This is a genomic window from Mycobacterium sp. E2238 (assembly GCF_001672665.1).
Lineage (GTDB): Bacteria > Actinomycetota > Actinomycetes > Mycobacteriales > Mycobacteriaceae > Mycobacterium.
In genome coordinates, this window is sequence record NZ_LZKF01000069.1 from 20,061 (window position 1) to 36,499 (window position 16,439).

At 60.3% G+C, this 16,439-nt stretch carries 17 protein-coding genes; 13 read left to right on the forward strand and 4 right to left on the reverse strand.

Going from position 1 to position 16,439, the window contains the following annotated elements; genetic code table 11:
* Positions 1-58: 58 nt before the first annotated feature.
* The 8 genes from A5711_RS05625 to A5711_RS05660 all read left to right on the forward strand — a co-directional run bounded on the left by A5711_RS05625 (position 59) and on the right by A5711_RS05660 (position 7,983).
* Positions 59-1,006, forward strand: coding sequence for a glycosyltransferase family 2 protein (locus A5711_RS05625; RefSeq protein ID WP_067944652.1), 948 nt, complete (start codon positions 59-61; stop codon positions 1,004-1,006).
* Between the two features lie 39 nt (positions 1,007-1,045).
* Positions 1,046-1,915 carry an NAD(P)-dependent oxidoreductase gene (locus A5711_RS05630; protein ID WP_067944653.1) on the forward strand — a complete coding sequence of 290 codons (870 nt, stop codon included), beginning with the start codon at positions 1,046-1,048 and terminating at the stop codon, positions 1,913-1,915.
* Positions 1,912-2,859 carry an ATP-grasp domain-containing protein gene (locus A5711_RS05635; protein WP_067944654.1) on the forward strand — a complete coding sequence of 316 codons (948 nt, stop codon included), beginning with the start codon at positions 1,912-1,914 and terminating at the stop codon, positions 2,857-2,859. The genes A5711_RS05630 and A5711_RS05635 overlap by 4 nt, the downstream gene beginning before the upstream one ends.
* Complete coding sequence (locus A5711_RS05640; protein WP_067944655.1) at positions 2,853-3,566, forward strand: HAD family hydrolase; 714 nt, start codon at positions 2,853-2,855, stop codon at positions 3,564-3,566. Before A5711_RS05635 ends, A5711_RS05640 begins: the two co-directional genes overlap by 7 nt.
* Positions 3,567-3,574: 8 nt before the next feature.
* Positions 3,575-4,504 (forward strand): methyltransferase domain-containing protein, encoded by a 930-nt coding sequence (locus A5711_RS05645; protein WP_067944656.1) that lies wholly within the window; start codon positions 3,575-3,577, stop codon positions 4,502-4,504.
* A gap of 196 nt (positions 4,505-4,700) precedes the next feature.
* The gene (rffA, locus tag A5711_RS05650) at positions 4,701-5,861 is read left to right on the forward strand and encodes a dTDP-4-amino-4,6-dideoxygalactose transaminase (protein WP_197501019.1); all 1,161 of its coding nucleotides are present in this window, start codon (positions 4,701-4,703) and stop codon (positions 5,859-5,861) included.
* A gap of 57 nt (positions 5,862-5,918) precedes the next feature.
* Positions 5,919-6,536 (forward strand): bifunctional 2-polyprenyl-6-hydroxyphenol methylase/3-demethylubiquinol 3-O-methyltransferase UbiG, encoded by a 618-nt coding sequence (locus A5711_RS05655; RefSeq protein WP_067944657.1) that lies wholly within the window; start codon positions 5,919-5,921, stop codon positions 6,534-6,536.
* A 154-nt stretch (positions 6,537-6,690) separates the two neighbouring features.
* Positions 6,691-7,983, forward strand: coding sequence for a hypothetical protein (locus A5711_RS05660; protein ID WP_067944658.1), 1,293 nt, complete (start codon positions 6,691-6,693; stop codon positions 7,981-7,983).
* A gap of 11 nt (positions 7,984-7,994) precedes the next feature.
* Here the strand turns inward: A5711_RS05660 and A5711_RS05665 are convergent, their stop codons facing one another.
* The 4 genes from A5711_RS05665 to A5711_RS05680 are packed head-to-tail and all read right to left on the reverse strand — an operon-like array spanning position 7,995 to position 11,938.
* Entirely contained in the window at positions 7,995-9,242 is a 1,248-nt protein-coding gene (locus A5711_RS05665; RefSeq protein WP_067944659.1) for a DegT/DnrJ/EryC1/StrS aminotransferase family protein, read from the reverse strand.
* 7 nt (positions 9,243-9,249) lie between these two features.
* Positions 9,250-10,836 carry a GMC oxidoreductase gene (locus A5711_RS05670; RefSeq protein WP_082975656.1) on the reverse strand — a complete coding sequence of 529 codons (1,587 nt, stop codon included), beginning with the start codon at positions 10,834-10,836 and terminating at the stop codon, positions 9,250-9,252.
* Positions 10,833-11,312: an acyltransferase gene (locus tag A5711_RS27930; protein WP_067944661.1), complete on the reverse strand. Its 480-nt coding sequence runs from the start codon at positions 11,310-11,312 to the stop codon at positions 10,833-10,835. Before A5711_RS27930 ends, A5711_RS05670 begins: the two co-directional genes overlap by 4 nt.
* A 2-nt stretch (positions 11,313-11,314) precedes the next feature.
* The gene (locus tag A5711_RS05680; protein ID WP_067944662.1) at positions 11,315-11,938 is read right to left on the reverse strand and encodes a hypothetical protein; all 624 of its coding nucleotides are present in this window, start codon (positions 11,936-11,938) and stop codon (positions 11,315-11,317) included.
* On the opposite strand from A5711_RS05680, the gene A5711_RS26750 reads away from it, so the two are divergent.
* The 5 genes from A5711_RS26750 to A5711_RS05695 all read left to right on the forward strand — a co-directional run.
* The gene (locus tag A5711_RS26750) at positions 11,937-12,314 is read left to right on the forward strand and encodes a hypothetical protein (protein WP_156673317.1); all 378 of its coding nucleotides are present in this window, start codon (positions 11,937-11,939) and stop codon (positions 12,312-12,314) included. The two genes, A5711_RS05680 and A5711_RS26750, sit on opposite strands and share 2 nt — an antisense overlap.
* Before the next feature lie 241 nt (positions 12,315-12,555).
* Positions 12,556-13,908 carry a UDP-glucose/GDP-mannose dehydrogenase family protein gene (locus A5711_RS05685; RefSeq protein WP_231972080.1) on the forward strand — a complete coding sequence of 451 codons (1,353 nt, stop codon included), beginning with the start codon at positions 12,556-12,558 and terminating at the stop codon, positions 13,906-13,908.
* A 12-nt stretch (positions 13,909-13,920) separates the two neighbouring features.
* Positions 13,921-14,562: a methyltransferase domain-containing protein gene (locus tag A5711_RS26040; protein ID WP_082975657.1), complete on the forward strand. Its 642-nt coding sequence runs from the start codon at positions 13,921-13,923 to the stop codon at positions 14,560-14,562.
* Positions 14,559-15,554 (forward strand): methyltransferase type 11, encoded by a 996-nt coding sequence (locus tag A5711_RS05690; protein ID WP_231972081.1) that lies wholly within the window; start codon positions 14,559-14,561, stop codon positions 15,552-15,554. Before A5711_RS26040 ends, A5711_RS05690 begins: the two co-directional genes overlap by 4 nt.
* A gap of 118 nt (positions 15,555-15,672) precedes the next feature.
* Positions 15,673-16,439 (forward strand): glycosyltransferase (locus A5711_RS05695; protein WP_197520745.1); only part of this gene is annotated, 767 nt, incomplete at its 3' end.

Sequence of the window (16,439 nt, forward strand, 5' to 3'; positions counted from 1 at the left end):
CAGGACGCCTAACGTTGGTAAAACCTATGAGAACCGCAAAGCTGCGATCGGAGGCGGCGTGCCGGCTGTGAGCGTTGTTATACCTGTTTACCGTGCAGCACTGACGTTGCGTGAGTTGTACGGCCAGTTGAGCATCACGTTGCCGGAGATCACTCCAACGTTCGAGATCATCTTCGTAGAGGATTGCGGCGGGGACGAATCATGGTCCGTCATAACCGAGCTGGCCGCGGCGGACCAGCGTGTACGCGGCTATCGTATGAGCCGCAATTACGGCCAGCACAATGCGCTTCTGTGCGGCATCCGCGCCGCACGCTACGACGTCATAATCACGATGGACGACGACCTGCAGCATCCGGTCAGCGAGATTTCACTTCTTCTTGCGGCGCTTGACCCCGATGTCGATGTCGTGTATGGCGCTCCCCAGAGCGAGCATCACGGGTTACTGCGCGATTTTGCCTCCCGCCTGACGAAGATCGCGTTAGCCAGCGCCATGGGCGCCGAGTCGGCGCGCAACGTGAGCGCCTTCCGCGCATTCCGCACCCGCTTGCGGGACGGATTTTGCGACTATCGCAGTCCCACCGTCTCTATCGATGTACTGCTTACCTGGGCGACGTCCCGATTCACCACGATCAAGGTGCAGCATGCGCCACGTTCAGTCGGCGCCAGTGGCTATTCGGCCACCCGTCTCATTCGCTACGCCATTGACCTTATGACCGGCTTCAGCACGCTGCCTCTGCAGGTCTCCAGCATCATCGGGTTCGCCCTAGTGTTCTTTGGCGTCGCTATCCTTGCGGTGGTTGTCGCCAACTATCTGATCAATGGGAGCGCGGTGCCAGGGTTCGCATTCCTAGCCTCGATCATCGCGATCTTCTCCGGGGCGCAGCTTTTCGCACTTGGAATCATGGGCGAGTATCTGGCTCGGATGCACTTCCGCACTATGGACCGGCCGACCTATGTCGTGAGGGAGACCGTGGCATGCGACGGCACTCAGGATGGGCAGTGCTAACAGGATGAGTCGGGGCCTTAGCTCTTATCGTTGTCTCGCATGTCGGGCATGATCGAGCCGATCCTGGTGACCGGCGCTTCCGGCTTCGTCGGAAGGCATGTGACCGGTCTGCTTCGCTCCCGCGGCGCGCAGGTAGTGACGCATGCGCGGCGCGCCGGGCCGGAAATTGATTGGGTCGCCGACCTAGCAGATCCGGAGGCCTTCTTGGACCCGATGCGGTTCGATGTCGCCGCTGTTGTCCATTGCGCGGCGGCAATTCCCGCACGATCCGACAAGTTTGATCGCGACAACGCAATAGCCAGTGCAACGCTTGCTGCGTCCCTGTCCACAGCTGAATCGCTGAGGCGTATCGTCAATCTATCGAGTGTTGCTGTTTATCAGCCGCCAGCTACTGGTCGGTGGATAATCGGCGAGGACGCTCCTTCCGACGGAAACGGCGCGTATGCCGGCAGCAAGCGAGCCGCCGAACGCAGTCTTGATGCGGTCGGGCGCGACAATCCGGGCATCGCGATTACGCACCTGCGCGCCTCGTCGATCTACGGACCCGGAATGGTTCGCACGACCCTGCTTCCCGTGCTCGTTGCAAGGGCTTTGCGGAACGAGCCTTTGCTGCTGCGCGGACCGCGACCCTACTTTCAGAACTTCATCCACGTTGCCGATGTCGCGGAACTAGCGGTTGCACTGATCGAGGAGGACCGCATTCCCACTGTCGTGAACGCCTTTTCGGACGATACCTACGAGCTCGCCGCGCTCGCAGAGCTCATTCGCAGCAAGCTCGGCAGCTCTAGCAAAATTATTGATGAGAGCTACGCCGCAGGAAGGCCACTGCCAGTGTTCTTGAATCGGATCGCCAAGCGGCTACATCCGTCGTTCCGTAGCCTGGCAGACCATCTTGTCGACGCCTCATGACCCTGCGTGTGGCGGTCACCGGCGTCAGCGGCGACGCCGGGCGTGGTGCGGTCAGCGGCCTGCGCCGCAATCCACCCGGGGCCGAGCCAATCTGGATCCTTGGACTCGATGCCAGCGCACACGTGGTAACTGACGTGGACGAGTGCATGCAGCTTCCGCTTATAACCCAGTCCGGTTACCCGGATGCTTTGAGGACTGCGCTAACCCGACATCAGATAGAGGTCTTACTGCCGTGTATCGACGCGGAGATCGCGGTCCTGTCGGCCGCTCGTGGAATGCTCGCCCAGTCCGAGTGCAACGTAGTACTTGCGCCGCACGAATTGGTCGAAGCGGCCGAGGACAAGCTGCTGACTACACGATTTCTGTCGGCCCGCGGGATACGTGCACCAAACACGTGCGAGATAGGTGCGGCCGAGCAGCTAGCGTTGCCGATCGTGGCCAAGCCTCGCAGCGGCCACGGCAGCCAAGGCGTTAAGATCTTGTCCGGTCGCGCTGCACTGCGAGAATTCATCGTTGCGCCGCCGCGGAATTACTGCTTTCAGCAATATGTCGCGGGACCCGAGTTCACCGTTAGTTTCCTCTATGACTCGCAAGGCGTCATGCAGGATGCGGTCGCCATGGAACGCACGCTTGAGCAAGGCCGCACTGTCCGTGCCCGTGTCGTGGACAATCCTGACATGCGGCAATTCATTTCAACGTTCGGCGAGCGAGTTCCCGGCGTGGGGGCCGTCAACGCGCAGCTCCGATGGGACGACGAAGGACCGTCGGTGTTCGAGGTCAATGCACGGCTATCTGGATCGACCGAGATGCGCGTCGCGATTGGGTGCAACGATCCGCTCCGTCTAGCGCTGCATTTTGGGCGCGGCGACCCGATAACACGCGCCCGCCCACGAATCGCCACCGTCCACCGGCGCGGCAGCGACCTGCGGGTTGATCCATGCTGACCGCGGCAGCTGCGATCGCCGAATGCCAAGCCGTCATCTTCGACTGTGCAGGAACGCTTTTGCGCCTCGATCCGCCGTCCGAGGAGATCTTCCGGGATTCCGCGGCTGAATTGGGCCTCGACATCGCAATGGCCGATGTCGCGCGCGCCTACGAAATCGTCAATTTTGCCATCCAGATCAAGAGCAGCGAACTGACGACCAAAGCCAAAAGGGAGGAATTCTACGCCGGGTTCAACAGATCGCTGTGCGCAGCGCTGGGGATAGATCGGTCATACGATCGGCTGCATCCGTTGCTGCTGGCGCGATTCGCGACGAGGCGACACTGGATTGCTTACGACGACGCGGCCAGCGCCTTAACAGCGGTCGGAGCGCGCATCCCGGTCCATGCCCTAGCCAACTGGGATCGCCACCTCGACCACGTGCTGGTGCGCGCCGGACTACGTCGCTTGATCGTTGACGCCGCATCTTCAGAACAACTTGGCGCCGAGAAGCCGGCGCGGGCATGTTTTGAGGCCTTTCTCGAGCGCAATGCTCTCGACGCTTCCCGGGTGGTGTACGTGGGTAATGAGTACGTCGCAGACGTGGTTGGTGCGCGGAATGCTGGTTTGACGCCGATTTTGGTCGATCGCGGCAATCTTTTGCCATACGCTGACTGCCTGCGCGTCCAGAGCTTGCGGGAACTGACGGGGCCACTCGCGAACGTCTAGATGGGAGGATGAAGCCGATGGTTCAGGCGACAGGGTTCCATCGCGGCCAACGCGTCAGCGCTGCCGACATCGAAGACGCGCGCCAAATGTGTCCCGTGTGCCATTCATCCCTGCCTCGCCGCCCCGTATTCCGCGTGCAGCGTGACCCCGATATCGACATGCTGCAATGCACAGCATGTGGCGCGGCCTCCGCCTCGCATATGCCTAAACCCGAGGTCCTCGCGAACTACTATGCTGGATACTACTCGGGCGCGGCCCTGCGGCACACGCTAGATAAGCCGGAGCGCTTCGCTCGCCACGCGCTGCATGCGATGCCGGACCTTTATGGCTCTAAGTCGCTGCGCATCCTCGATTTCGGCGGCGGTGACGGCTCACTAGCGATAGCGATCGCGAAGTCGCTCCAATCCCGGGGAAATTCAGCATCGATCATCACTATTGATGTGGTCGACTACAGCGAGCCGCGACGTGTAGAGGACCCGCGTATCCGGATCACCGCGCATCAGAACCTGACAACAGTCGAAGGTGGGCACGGCCTAATCCTTGCCAGTGCAATTTTCGAGCACATACCTGACGCCCATACCGCGATTCGCCAGGTCATCGCGTGTGCAGGTAAGGGCGCCTATATGTATGCCCGTACTCCATTTGTATTACCACTTACACGCGTCATGCGCTCGCTCGACATCACCTATCCAGGACACGTCCACGACATGGGCAGCGTATTCTGGGACCAATTCATGGACACTTTCGGGATAAAGGGCAAGATGCTCTCGTCGCGACCGTCGATAGTGGAGACAACGTTCGCAAGCGCTCCCGTACGGACGTTTCTTGCGTATGTTCTCAAGGCGCCGGCCTTGTTGGAACAGGCCCTGGTCCGTCGCAACCGTCCGCCGCGATGGAATCTCGTCGGTGGATGGGAGGCGGTAATGCGATTCGAATGACCCGCATAGTCGGCGCGCAATGCATACGCATCGTTTATCGTTCTTTGGGTTCTGGCCTCCCAGACTGGTGGCCCTCATCAGATCATTCATGGTCGCGCGGTCGACGCGTTGTCGCTGATGGCCTGCGTCTCCTGAACCATTCGTATCCCCTGCGGCTGCCGACACCGTCGGATGGGGTTTCGACGAGGATTGCCTAATGACCATCCGCGTCCCGTTCAACAAACCCGCCGTCGTCGGATCGGAACTGACCTACGTCGGCCAGGCGATCGCAGGCGGGCATGCCAGCGGTGACGGGCCTTTCACCAGGCGCGCCCAGGCCATGCTGGAAGAACGCTTTGGCGCCAAGCGGGTCTTATTGACCACATCCGGCACTGCCGCGCTGGAAATGGCCGCGCTGCTCTGCGACCTGCAGCCGGGCGACGAGGTGATCGTCCCGTCTTACACTTTCGTCTCGACGGCCAACGCGTTCGTCCTGAGGGGCGCCCGGCCGGTGTTCGTAGATATCAGGTCCGATACGCTCAACATCGATGAGCGACTGATCGAGCAGGCGATCACACCGCGCACCCGCGCCATCTTCCCAATTCACTACGCGGGCGTCGCCTGCGAAATGGACGCGATCATGAGTATTGCCGAGAGCCATGGCCTGTTGGTGGTCGAGGATGCGGCCCAGGGTGTGCACGCCCGTTATAGGAACCGTTGGCTGGGCACGATTGGACACTTGGGCTGCTATAGCTTTCACGAAACCAAGAATCTTTCCTGCGGCGAGGGTGGTGCGCTGGTAATCAACGATCCATCCATGGAGCAGCGTGCCGAAATCCTGCGCGAAAAGGGTACTAACCGCAGCCAATTCCTTCGCGGCCAGACTGATAAGTATACCTGGGTTGACTTGGGCTCCTCTTTTCTCCCCTCGGACATGCTCGCCGCCTTCCTAGTGGGCCAGATAGAGAACGTAGAAAAGATAACCCGACGACGCGGCGAGATATTTGACCGTTACACGACGCTGCTGACCCCGCTGGTGGAAAGCGGCCTCATTCGAATCCCTGTTATACCGCCGCATTGTTCGCCTAATTACCATATGTTCTATCTGCTGACTGCCGGTATTGAGGAGCGCACGGAGCTAATCGCGCACCTGCGTGCTGCGGGCATCCTCGCCGTTTTTCATTATGTGCCGTTGCATACCTCTCCGTTTGCGAGATCACTGGGAATACCAGAAAAGGATTTACCGAGGACGGAAGAACTTAGCGCTCGATTGTTAAGACTGCCGATGTACTTTGACCTCACCGACCACGACGTGGAGGAGGTCGCGTGCGCCGTGCTGAACTTCTACCAAAAACGCCCAAGGATTAAGACCTTATGAGCAATGAATCTTCAATCGCACACATCATCGATGTCCGCGCGACGAAGAAGCGATGACATGGCCCAAGTGACCTCGGGAATTCGAGCGGTACTTTCGCATCCACTCGTGTATGAGGCGCTCCAGCGGATTATGGGCGCAAAACGTGGACGCGAGTGGATCGTCCGCGATCTCATCCGGCCGTTCCCGGGCATGCGCATTCTCGATCTTGGCTGCGGCCCGGCAGAAATCCTCGACTCCCTTCCAGAGGATGTGGCGTATACGGGGTATGACATGAGCACGGAATATATTGCGGCGGCTGAGGCAAAATTCGGCACGCGAGGGACTTTCCATTGCCGCCTGCTAGAACAGGCGGAAGCGGCGACCCTGGAACCGTTCGACCTCGTCATGGGCATAGGCGTGCTCCACCACCTCGATGACGGCACGGCGCGGCAATTCATGACGCTGGCGAAGGCTGCATTAAAACCGGGCGGACGGCTATTGACCCTCGACGCGTGTTACGCGCCGAAGCAAAATCCCATCGCACGCTTCATCATCAGCAAAGATCGGGGTCAGCACGTGCGCAATGAAGCAGGCTACCGCGCACTGGCGGAGGGAGTTTTCACGAGCATTGCTGGCGCAGTGAGACATTGGGGGTGGCCTCCCTACACACACTGGTCAATGGAGTGCAGCTTGTGAAGGCAGGCGCCAGCCGTAAAGCTGCAAGCCCAGTATGACAAGCCAATGATCTGTTACCCGCTGACGGCGCTCATTGCCTCGGGCATCCGACTCCCCGGGGGTAGCTGTGCTCCCACGAACGATGTTTCGGCCTAACCGCCAACGTGCCGTCACGATGACTGACGGCGTAGATGCGGCCACCTCCGTCGGCCCAGTAGCAAGGGGTAGCGTCGCACGGGTCGGCACGTCGACTGTATTGACGGTTATTTGCGTTTATGCGGTCTTCTGTCTCGCGGCCCGCACCCTGTCCCCGGATCGTTTTGCCATATTTGGGGTCTTCTGGGGTGCGCTCGGCGTGGTAACTGGCGCCGCCTACGGTCTTCTTCAAGAGACAACCCGCGAGGTCCGATTAGCGCGATATACAACGACCGTCGCGGCCCCCCGTACTCGTCCACTGCTGGCCGCTGCGATGATTGGTGTCGCTACAGCCGGTGTGATTGCGGGCAGTTCACCGCTATGGAGCCCACTGGTGTTCGGCGGGGCGAACTGGCTGTCAGTAGGCCTTCTCAGCCTCGGGTTGGCCGGGTTCGGGATGCAAGCGACCCTGATGGGCGCGCTGGCCGGCTACGACCGATGGACACATTATGGGGCGCTGATGTTGACTGACGCCGTCATCCGGTTAGCTGTCGCGGTAGGCGCGGTCGTAATGGGGTGGGGCCTAAGCGGGTTCTTATCCGCCACCACCGCCGGGGCAGGGGCCTGGCTTCTCATGTTGATGGTCTCGCCCACTACTCGCGTCGCAGCCCGACGCTCCACTCCCGGCGGGCTTGCCACATTCCTGAGCGGCGCCGCTCATTCAATCACCGCCGCGGGTGCCAGCGCGATACTGGTGATGGGCTTCCCCGTACTGCTTAAGGCGACCTCGAACCAATTGGGCGAGACGGGTGGGGTGATCATTCTCGCGGTCACCTTGACCCGAGCTCCGCTTTTGGTCCCTCTAAATGCAATGCAAGGCAACCTCATTGCTCATTTCGTCGACCGGCGGACCGAACGGCTTCACGCGTTGATCGCGCCGGCGTTGATCATCGGTGGGATCGGTGGGGTCGGGGTGCTGACCGGAGGAGTGATCGGCCCCTGGCTGCTGCGTGCCGGCTTCGGTCCGGATTACAACGCCAGCGGAGCGTTACTCGCCTGGTTCACGGCGGCGGCCGTAGTCATCGCCATACTGGCGCTCACCGGAACCGCCGTGGTCGCGGCTTCACTCCACCGCGCCTACGCCCTGGGATGGGTCGGCGCGACGGTGGCGTCGACGTTGTTGCTATTGCTGCAGTTGCCGCTGGAGACGCGCACCGTGATCGCGCTGCTATGTGGTCCGTTGGTAGGAATCGCCATCCATTTGGTCGCGCTGGCGCGAGCACCCAGGCCTGGGACCACTGCTTCCCCCTCTACCGCGGCTGACCCTGCGTAAACGGTTTCCGATCACCGCGACTGGTTAAAAGCGTCGGGAATTGCGTCGATTACTTGCTTCAGAGCCGTACGGCCGAGCCGGGGGTACACGGGAACGTACATGGCGTTGTTCTTCACGCGCTCGGCGTTGGGACACTTCACTTCGTATTCCGGGTAGATTCCCAGGCCGCACACGAGCGAGAGGTTCGTCGTACCCGTATCGATTCCACGGCTTGCAAGAGCAGTCCGGAAACGCTCCGCATCGTGGGCGAACACCACGAACTGCCAGTACACGCTCCGTCCCCGATTGTCAGTTCGCGGACAGGGTTCGCCCAACTGCATCAAAGACCGACGGAGCTCCGCGGCATTCGAGATTCGCTTATTGTCTTCTCTTCCAACCTTCTCCAGCATCGCCAAGCCGACTTCAGCCTGAACCGAGGTGAATTGCTCGAAGTAGTCCGCCGGAAGCACGGTATCGGGCTTGAGGTTTTGTCGCGCTCCCGTGAGCGCTTGCGCCTTTTCCGGATTGAATTTTCCGACCAGCACCAGGATGGGTGCGACGGCCATCGTGAAGACGGGACGGCGCGTAGCGACGTTCGTGATGAGGGCATCCTTGATCTTCGCGCGAAGGCGCGCCGGTGGCGTCGGACGTAGGGAATCCTGCGCCTCCTCGAGACATTTAGCGAGCGCCGGATCATTCGTGACTGCCAGCCCGCCGCCGTAGGCGTCGAGAGTCTTGGTTTTCGAGCAGGAGTAGATGCCGACATTTCCGAACGTTCCGAGCTTCTTGCCGTTCCACGAGGCGTTCAGCGCGTGTGAGAAGTCCTCGACTACGAACAAATCGTGCTCGCGGCACACGGCCATGACTGCATCCACGTTGGGGGCCATTCCGAATAGGTAGGTAACCAGGACGGCGCGAGTATTGGGATTGATCACCTTCTTGAGTTCGTCAGGATCGAAGCAGAGCGTTTCGAGCTCGATATCGGCGAAAACCGGCTTGAGCCCGAGGCTGATCACGATGTCCATCATGGGCTTGATCGTGATAGGCGGCATGATGATCTCCGAACCCGGTTCGAAATTCTGCGCCTTCAAAGCGAAGTAGAGTGCCGTTCGTGCATACGGAAACGCGTGCGCGCTGCTCACGCCCATGTGGCGAGCGAAGGCACGTTCGAACCCCGCGACCTTGTCGTCCGCTTCACCCGCGGGCTTCCGAAACGAAGCGAAGTAGTTCCGTACGTCGAACCACACAGGGTGGTAGACGATGGTGCGCGGAATAGCCACGGAATCCTCAGTTTTCGAGTGGAGCGGTTTGGGCGATTCGAGACGCGTTCGCCATCGCGAGCAAGGCAACCGTCGTTGCGGGCACCGAAGAAAAAACGCTGCTGTCGACGACGTGGATTTGCTGCCACCCCTTCGGACGTCCAAGCAGGTCTGTGTGCATTTCGTCGCTGGGAGCCTTCATCATGGGAAGCGTACCGCCGAAGTGCCAGCCTATCGGTTTTAGTGGGTCGCCGTACATTAACGGGGTGACAGGGAAGACCCCAACCATTGACAGGAGCCGCGTGAGGCGCCGGGACCCTCTTTTCATGACGTCCGCAAAGTCCGTCGATGGCCGGGTCGTCACCGAAAGAACGCTTCGCATGCCCGCGGCTCCTGGGCTGAGGCGCAGCAGATAGGACCCTGCGAGGTCCGAATGAAAATTGCAGAGCGTGATGAGGAGTCGCCGGAGCACGAGCTTGCGGACGTGATCGAAAAGTCCGTCATTCGCTCGATAACCCAGCTTTGCCAAGATGAGCTCATTGGCCGGGCTGATCTGCGCATGAATCCAATTGTCTGAAATGGAAGGGTGTTTGAACTCGAAGAAAGCTCCCGAAAGGGTGTTCGCGATTGGCCACTCATACGCCGCGCCCCGAACGTTGACCATCGGGACAACGAAGCCTTGCGTCGTCTTCATTACCGCAGGACGGTTATAGAGTCGTTTCGACTCGAGCACGAGGCGCGTCGAGTTGAGCGCGCCGGCAGCCACGAATAGACGATTCACCACGACGCGTTCGGCGCCTGCGCTGGTCTCGCAGAAGACTTCTACTTCGTTGCCTCGCTCAGAAAATTCCATCACGGTGCGACCGGACCGGTAGTCGACTTCGCCGGCTCGAATCATCTTCTGCAGGTCTTGTTCGGCGGAGTAGATCGATCCGTAGACACATCCTGAGAGGCAGCGCCCGCAATAGACACACCCCGGACCGTCTGGACCGTCTTCGGCACGCACCGCGATGCGCGCTTGCCCGTAGGCCACATCCTTGCGGCCTTGGAAGAATCGCGAGTGGTCGAGTGTCCGCAGAAAAGATCGGATGATGGGGGACGCGGCGAGCGGCTGAGCGTCGTCTCGATAGAGAGGGAACTCGCGAGCCAGCGCGTCGTTCGTCGCGGAGAACGGCAAGCCTCGCAAGACGAGTTCGTAGTACGGATCGAGATCGCGCGCGCGAAAGGGCCACGCGCTCAGGTCACAAGGCGCGGCGGGCAGCATGGCAGCACCCCAAATCGTGCTGAAACCACCGCGTGCCATCGAGGGGCTCGGGCCGTCCTCGACCACGTCGAGCGGCGCGGTCGCTCGCGTGCCGGCGTACGGGTATTCGGACCCGAACGCGAGTCGCAGCACCTTCTTTTGCGAAATGGTGGGGTTGTGTGTGACCACGGCCAGGTCCTCGGCACTCCACTCCATCTTCCGCTGCGCGCCCATCCTGGTCACGACGGCTTGTCGGTCGGCGTCGAGCGTTTCTCCTACGTCGAGAATGATGGGACGAACGCCGCGCCGCACAAGCACCTTCGCGACGGCAATAGCTGTGTGTCCGGAACCGATAATTCCGACGGCAGTCATTGTGCGGCCTCTGCGGGTCCAGAGTCGAGGCGCTTAATATACCGCGCGGGAACGCCGCCAACCATGGTATTGGCCGGGACGTCTCGCGACACCACCGCTCCTGCCGCGACCACAGCGTTCTCGCCGATCGTGACTCCAGGCAGGATGATCGCGCCAATGCAAATCCACGCTCCATCTTCGATGATGACGGGCTTTGAGCTCAGCGGATAGGAGCGTTTTACAGGTGTGTCCGAAGGGCTGCCCATATGGGCGCTGATGATGCAACGATGAGAGATAGTGACGTGATTGCCAATTCTCACCAGTTCCGGATAATTCGTCTCGAGCTCGATGTCAAAACCCATGTAGACGTCGGTACCGATTCGAATGCCCATGAGCCGATAAAGGAAGATTCGTCCCGACGTAAAGGGGCATAGGTTTGCGAGCTTCACGCAGAAGAAGCGCCTAAAAAGCAACTTGAAAGCGAGCGATAGATTCATCGTCACAGCACCCTGCGCCTCCAGGCGACGCGGAGATGGCGCGACATGAACTCCGCCCCGACAAGGGACCACGCGTAGACGGGTCGACCGTAGCGCCGCTCGGCGATCTCGAACGGCAAGAGGTCGCTGATCGTGTACACGACCGGAAGCGGGAACCACGCCGCTTCTCGGCGACGCTTCCACGCGGCCAGCAGAATGCTGCCCATACCGTGTCCCACGCTGACGACTTTCACGCCCAAAACGCTGAGTTTCTGGCGGGAAACGGAGGAAAGCGGCCTTCCCGGGCAGAGCGCGGGCAGTCGCATGGCGAAAAAGTCGAACCAGGTGGTGCCTCCGCCGACTGAGGGTAGAAAACGCAGCCAAGAGACTCGGGCACCAAGAGAACCGGCAGCGATCCTCTGCTTGAAAATGCGCAGAAAGGCCTTGCCCCGCGCAACCTCTCCCTTCGCAGCCGCACTCCAATTTCCGAACGGCTCATGCTCGTCCAGCAGAGCGACGGCGTAATCTGGCATCGTTGTCCCCAGACGTAGCGCCAGAGCCCCTTTAGGCCGGGCGACGCGAACCCCCGTGCCATACCAGAGTTCTCGCGCGAACGTGTTTCTGTAGACCGGCACGGTTTTGTGCATGACGACGATGTTACGGACATTCCGTTGTCGCCTGCTGGAATACGCCGGAAGCAGCGGCGCTGGAACGCTCGACCTCGTCATGGGCCTCGGCGTGCTGCCCCATCTCGATGAAAGGACGGGTCGGCAACTGGCGAGATTCGCAAAGGTGGCGGTTGAGACCGGGCGGACGAACGCTCACAGTCGATCAGAGCTACACGCCAGGCAGAGCGCTATCAGACGCTTCGTCATCAGTAAAGATCGCGGCCAGCGTGTGGAAAGTGAAGCGGGCACAGCGCATTGGCACAGCGATATCTGCAACCATCGCTGGCTAATTGACGCATCAGGTGAGGATTCCCTACACACATGGGAGTGTGTGAAGGCAGGTGTCTTCCAATGACCGCTCGGGCGCGGGTTCGGCAGTCCGTCCGAAATGCCGCGTTACCAGCCAGAGGGTCCGGCGGCCGCTGCCCCCGAATTGAGCGACCGGAAGAATGTCACGGCCCTCCCGGCAGGGAGCACGAGCTGGTTGTCAAGCCGGTGACTTGGCTCACGTTCAAGTCACTCGGCGACCGAACCTTGGCATTTTTCACCGACGACTACGCAGGAATCGCGCATGCACTACATGCGCTTGCGGCAATATGGTCGGCGATCCGTCGAGCAGTGAAGGGGGCGTTTTGAAAATTTCGGTGATCGGATCCGGCTACGTCGGTCTCGTCACAGGCGCCTGCCTCGCGGACAGCGGCAACGACGTCGTCTGCGTCGATATCGACCAGGCCAAGATAGACCGGCTACTGGCGGGAGAGGTCCCAATTTACGAGCCCCGCCTGGCTGAGCTGATTCAAACGGATCGGGAGAACGGGCTTATCGACTTCACGACCGACGTGCGGCGCGGAGTCGAACACGGAGACGTGATCTTCATCGCCGTGCCAACGCCCATGGGCCAGAGCGGCGCTGCCGACCTCAGCCACGTCTATTCCGCGGCCAATGACATCGGGTGCTATCTGGACCGCTACAAGGTCGTTGTCAACAAGTCGACCGTTCCTGTCGGCACTGCCGACGAAGTCCGGGCGATCATTGGCAGGAAGACCAATCTCGAGTTCGATGTGGTGTCCAACCCCGAATTTTTAAAGCAGGGCAAAGCTGTCGCCGACTTCATGCAACCCGACCGCGTGGTGATCGGCGGCGACTCGAAGCGGGCCCTCGATACCATGCGAGAGCTCTACGAGCCTTTCCTGCGCACGTTTCATCCCCTGATTGTCATCGACATCAGGAGCGCCGAGATGGCGAAGTACGCCGCCAACTCGTTTCTCGCGACCAAGATTTCCTTCATCAACGAGATCTCGAACTTGTGTGAGAAAGCCGGTGCCGATATCTCGGCGGTCCGGGAGGCCATCGGGGCCGACAAGCGCATTGGCTATGAATTCCTATTTCCCGGGATCGGCTACGGCGGCTCTTGCTTGCCGAAAGACGTTCAGGCCCTTCTACATACCGGCGACGATCTGGGGTCGGATATGCGTCTGCTGCGTGCGGTTCAGCAGGTCAATAACGAGCAGAAGGCCGCCCTCGTATCCAAGATCGTCACCCGTTTTGGGAACGGGTCGCCCGCGCAGAATCTGCACGGCCTGCGCATCGCGCTCTGGGGACTCAGCTTCAAGCCACGGACCGACGACGTGCGAGAAGCCCCATCCCTAATCATCGCGAAGAGACTGGTCGAGCTCGGGGCACAAGTGCGGGCGTTTGATCCCGAAGGAGCCGCCAAGGCGAGAAAGGCGCTCGGGGAGTCGATCGAGTATGCCGGGAACATGTACGACGCGGTCGCGGGCGCCGACGCGTTGCTCTTGCTCACGGAGTGGAAACAGTTCCAGCGGCCGTCTTGGCAACGCGTCAAATCGGCGATGCGCGGACACGTTGTGTTCGATGGCCGAAACATCTACGACCCTGAGCGCATGCGGGACGAGGGTTTTGAGTACTACGGCATGGGTCGGATTTAGGGGAATCAGCACATGAGGTTCAGCGAACTGTCGTCGCTTTCGGTTGTCAACTTGTATGCCGGCGATCTGCCCGACATGCCGGAGTACCGCACCCGACGTCAAGTGGGACTATCCTTGAGCCAAGATGACGAGTGGCACATTCGCCACGATGTTTCAAAGCCGCTGCCGATACCCGAGAAATCCGTCGATACTTACCAGTCCGAAGATGTTTTCGAGCATGTAGAGTACGTTAAACTACCCGCCACAATTTCTGAGATATACAGAATCCTTAAGAAGGGAGGGCTCTTCAGGTTATCGCTTCCAGATTACCGGTGTGACGTTCTATACGATAGATCGGTTAAGGACCGAGCGGGCAACATCCTGTTTGACCCATCCGGAGGCGGGGAATACAAGCGCCGGCCTCCAATTTTTGGCAAGAAAAAAGTCGTGCGTGGCGGTCATGTTTGGTTCCCGAAATTTGAGACCGCTTCTCAACTCCTAAAAGATGCAAAATTTTCTTCCGTCGAGTTCCTTCACTACTATGATGAAAACGGAACTCCCCATACGAAACCCATCGACTACTCGAAAGGCTTCGTGAAGAGAACTCCGGATAATGACGAGAGGGTATCCCATCCCTTTAGGCCAATGTCCCTAGTGGTTGACTGCATCAAGTGATCAGCGAAGTGGATTGCGCCCCAGTCATCTTCATCATCTTCAACCGGCCGGACACCACCCGGCAAGTCTTCGAGAAAATCAGAGCCGCAAAGCCTAGGAAGCTTTTAGTGATCGCGGACGGGCCTCGCACGAACAGACCCGGGGAGGCCGAAAGGTGCGCGGAGACGCGCGCGATTATCGACGAAGTTGATTGGGACTGCGAAGTGCAGACCGACTTCTCGGAGACCAACCTGGGCTGCCGACTTCGCATCTCCTCAGGCATAACGTGGGCATTCGGACTGGTCGACAAAGCGATAATTCTCGAGGACGACTGCTTGCCGTCTGACTCATTCTTCCCCTACTGCGTTAACCTCCTCGATCGCTATGAGAGTGACGAGCGGGTCATGATGATCACCGGGCGCAATCACCTTTTCGGGCAGTCCGAGACGGCGGATAGCTACTACTTCTCAAGGTATCCGCACGTCTGGGGCTGGGCTACCTGGAGGCGAGCCTGGACGAAGTACGACCTCAACATGACACACTGGCCAGAGATAAGAGATAGAAGACTTTTCGACCAATACTTCCAGACGCCCGTCGAGCGTTATTACCGAGAGGCGACCCTGCAACATGTTTACGACGGGAAAATCAATACTTGGGCCTACCAGTGGTTCTACAGCATATGGGCCAACTCAGGCCTTTGCGCCCATCCTGCCCGAAACCTGGTACAGAATATTGGCTTCCATGCGGAGGCGACGCACACGACGTGGAATAGGGTTTATTCTTCGCAGGCTTCGCTGCGCGCCGAGGAGTTGAGCCTGCCCCTCACCCATCCAGCGACCCTCCTTGCGAATTCCGACAAGGACCATCTCGAGGCGAGGCTGCAGGCTGCACGATCGAGGGGACTCTTGTATGCCTTGAACAGATACGTCTCCGTGATGAAGGTCCTGGTCAAGAGAACCACCGGGCGAGGCGACTGGCCAGACCCCGGTTTGCTGGTCCGCGGTGGTGGCTGAACGCTCCCGCAGTGAGCCGCGGTTCAAACCAACAGCGAATGCCCATCCGCAAGTCGGAGGTGCAGACATAATGGCTCCGGCATCGCCTGATTACACGGCAACTGAAAGGTGGGATGTCGTGAAGTTCGCTCTGGCAAGCTACGGAACGCGCGGCGATGTCGAGCCCTCCACCGCGGTTGCGTGCGAACTGGTCCGCCGCGGACACGACGTGTGCATGGCCGTCCCGCCCAACCTGGTTCCACTGGTCGAGTCGGCCGGATTGACGGCCACTGCCTACGGGCCGGATCAGCAGGAGGGCTTTTGGGACACGGATTTCCTCGCCAAGTTATGGGACTTTCCCGAAGTTAGACGGCGGTGGCGGGAAGCCCAGGACATGCTGGTCCGGTCCTGGGCGGACATGAGCGCGACGCTGACATCGCTGTCGGAGGGTGCCGATCTCGTGTTCACCGGCCCGGGCTTTCCGGGGGTCGCGGCGGACGTGGCGGAGTATCTCAAGCTCCCGTTGGCCACGATGCACTATTTCCCGATGCGACCGAACGGCCAGCTCGCCCCGAACCTGCCGGCGCTGCTAGTCCGCTCCGCGATGGCCACGCTGGACTGGGTCCAGTGGCGGGTGACCAAGAAGGCCGAGGACGCGCAGCGCCGCGCATTCGGTCTGCCGAAGGCAAAAGGTCCCGCGCCGCAACGGATGACGGCCCGCGGCGCGTTGGAGATCCAGGCCTATGACAAAGTGTGCTTTCCCGGGCTGGCCGACGAATGGGCGAAGTGGAGCGGCCAGCGCCCCTTTGTCGGGACGCTGACCATGGAGCTGACCACGGATGTCGACGACGAAGTCGCATCGTGGGTCGCTGCGGGAACACCACCCATCTGCTTCGGCTTCGGCAG